The organism is Desulfonatronospira sp. (assembly GCA_003563255.1).
In the GTDB taxonomy this organism is placed as follows: Bacteria; Desulfobacterota; Desulfovibrionia; order Desulfovibrionales; family Desulfonatronovibrionaceae; genus Desulfonatronospira.
In genome coordinates, this window is record PWSL01000362.1 from 1 (window position 1) to 2890 (window position 2890).

The window sequence follows — 2890 nt, forward strand, 5'->3', positions numbered from 1 at the left end:
ACCCACTTGAGCATCATTTTGTGCTTAAAATATCTCATTTTTTGGGACAAGTGGGTCCCGGAAGAGCCAGTCCCCATGCCACATGCAAAGCGCTAAACAGATACCATGCTGGTAACTTTTTCTGACATCCTGCTTGTCACGCCTATGGCGTGATTAAACAAATCCGAAGGATTTCCTGCAAAGCAGGGTTTAACCGGGCCTGCTCCGTTAAACTACGCTGAAAGAGTTCCTGCGGAGCAGGGTTTAACCGGGGTCAGAAAAAACAAGAAAAATTTTGAACAGAGACGGGGTTTCAGCGCCTGGTACTGGGACTGTCCCCGCAATAACCAACCAGATCAAAGACAATCAGTTTTGCGAATTAATGACTTCAGTAACTACAAAAATATTGTCGCGGGGACTGTCCCAATTGGGATGAGAGCACTGCATTATCTTTGGCTGCGGGCATGGTCCGCGTTTGATATGATTAACAGGATTAACATGATAACTTTTTGGCCTGGCTTTTGCCTGTCACGCCTGTGGCGTGATTTAATTGCTCGCAGAGCAAGCCCGAAGGGCATTAAACTGGGAGCCAGGACTAAAATGTTTTTCTCTTAATCCCTTTCATAATCTATACCTGCCACGCGTCTTTGGCGTGGTTAATCCTGACAAAAAATTCTATTCTTAAGGTGGGTTGCGGGCAAAGCCCGCTTTGGTATTTAAATGAAATCCAAGCATTACTTACTTTTTTTTCTGATCCTGTTACTTGCTGGGATCCTGGGGAAGTCTCCGGCGTTTGCAGAGCAGGGGACCAGGGAGGATTCCTATGTTACCGAATTTCGCGGTGATATAGATTCCAGCATGCGAGAGATCCTGAACCAGGTGTCAGATACTGTGGCCCTCAAAGACAGACCTCTGGTAAGCATTTCACAGCTTCAAAGAAGAATCAGAGATGATATTCCCGAGTTTGTCGGGGCTCTTCAGTCTTTTGGCTATTATGCTCCGGATATCACTTATAATATTCATGAAGAAGACAGGCCTATCCGGGTGGTTTTTGAGGTCAATACTGGTCCGGCCTTTCTCATCAAGGATATTGAGTTTGTTCCTGAGGGTACGGGAAAGGATGTGGAACCTCCTGCTGCTGAAGATCTGGGGCTGTTTAAGGGAGAAAGGATTCGCTCTTCAAATGTCAAAGACGCCGTCAGGGGTCTGGACAGATATCTCAAGGCCCGGGGCTTTCCTTTTCCCAGAGCCTGGGTACATGAACTGATCATTGATCATGCCGATCACAGCGCAACGGTTTACCTCGGCTTTGACCCGGGGCCGAGGGCTTTTTTCGGGGATATTGACGTCAGTGGCCTGGAACTGGTTGAAGTTGAACTGGTCCAGGAAAAAGTTCCCTGGAATAAGGGGGATGAGTTCAGCGCCCCGAAAATGGAGAAACTGCGCCGCGACTTGAGTGCTACCGGCCTTTTTTCACTGGTTACAGTAAACCACGCTCAGGAGCTTGTAGAGGACAGTCAGCTGCCTATGAAGGTCAGGGTGCGGGAGAGGCCTCCCAGAACTCTAAAAGCAGGTCTTGGTTATCAGTCCGATACCGGTCCGGAATTGAGGCTGGGCTGGGTGCATAGAAATTATCGCGGCAGAGGACAAATGCTTGCAGCTGACCTGCATCTCTCGGCAGTGGAACGTTTTCTGGGAGTTGATTATACCATCCCCAGTTTCAGGCAGCCCGAGCAGAAACTGGTCCTCAAATCCAGCTTCAGAGACGAATTCCAGGAAGCTTACGATGCCACCAGCATATCCATAACAGGTATGCTGGAGCGGGATTATACCGACAGTCTGTCAGTGGGCGCTGGAGCAGGCTACAGGCTGGCCCGGGTGGAACAACTGGACGAAAAAACAGATCTGGGTCTAATTTTTTTCCCAACATACCTTGTATTCGATATCCGGGACAGCGAACTGGACCCGACCCAGGGGTTGCGCTTCAATCTGAGACTGATTCCATTTGTAGACACAATGGATCTGGAAACCAGGTTCCTGAAAACTTATGCCAGCCTCAGCAATTACCTGGAACTTTTACCGGAGAAAAGGATAGTCCTGGCCAACAGGCTGGCCTATGGAGCCATTGGGACTGATAAAAGAAAACAGGTCCCGCCTGATGAGAGATTTTATGCCGGTGGTGGAGGCTCTATCCGGGGTTACGGGCAACAGATGGTGGGACCTATGGATGAAGATGATAATCCCATGGGCGGGCTGTCTCTGGCGGAGATCAACACCGAACTTCGTTTTAAAATCAGCCGCAATTCAGGTCTGGTAATGTTTCTGGATGGGGGACAGGCCTATGATAATGCTTATCCGGATTTTTCGGAAAACCTCAGGTGGGGCTATGGTGTAGGTTATCGCTATTATACAGACTTTGGACCAATTCGTGCTGATATTGCTTTTCCAGTAGACCGCAGAGACATGGACTCAGCTTTTCAGCTTTATCTGAGTATCGGCCAGGCATTTTAACCCTGATGTGAAACTGATTTTTTTCCGGGAAAACTTAGACCCTGGACAGTGAAAATAACCATTCAGGGGGTCCTGGGTGGAGATTACCGGCATAAGGCGCTTAGCACAAATTTCAAACAAACATGTTGTCGTTAAAATCGGTTCCTGGTTCCTGGTTCCTGGTTACCTCTTGTTCCCAGGCTGGAGCCTGGGAACAAGAAAAGAAAGAAAAGAAAAGAAATCCCTGCTTGCATGTTAGTGGGGACAGGCACCCCGGCACTTATTTTTTTTTGAACAAGAAACAGATTAGAAAAATAAGTGCCGGGAGAGCCAGTCCCCGTGCTCAACGCGTCCTGCAAGGGTTGACCGGATGATGCCCCGAAGGGGCCACTTTTTCCGCGCAGGGTCGCGGGAAATGCCT

The 2890-nt window shown here is 48.9% G+C and carries 1 protein-coding gene; it reads left to right on the forward strand.

The genetic code is table 11. The features are described from left to right. The first annotated feature begins 699 nt into the window (after positions 1 to 699). Positions 700 to 2490, forward strand: a complete 1791-nt coding sequence (locus QZP87_RS10510) for an autotransporter assembly complex family protein (protein ID WP_291322876.1) — start codon at positions 700 to 702, stop codon at positions 2488 to 2490. Positions 2491 to 2890: the final 400 nt, after the last annotated feature.

Bases quoted from the DNA above. Each gene is read 5' to 3' on its own strand.
- QZP87_RS10510 (WP_291322876.1), top strand. From the start codon at position 700: ATGAAATCCAAGCATTACTTACTTTTTTTTCTGATCCTGTTACTTGCT.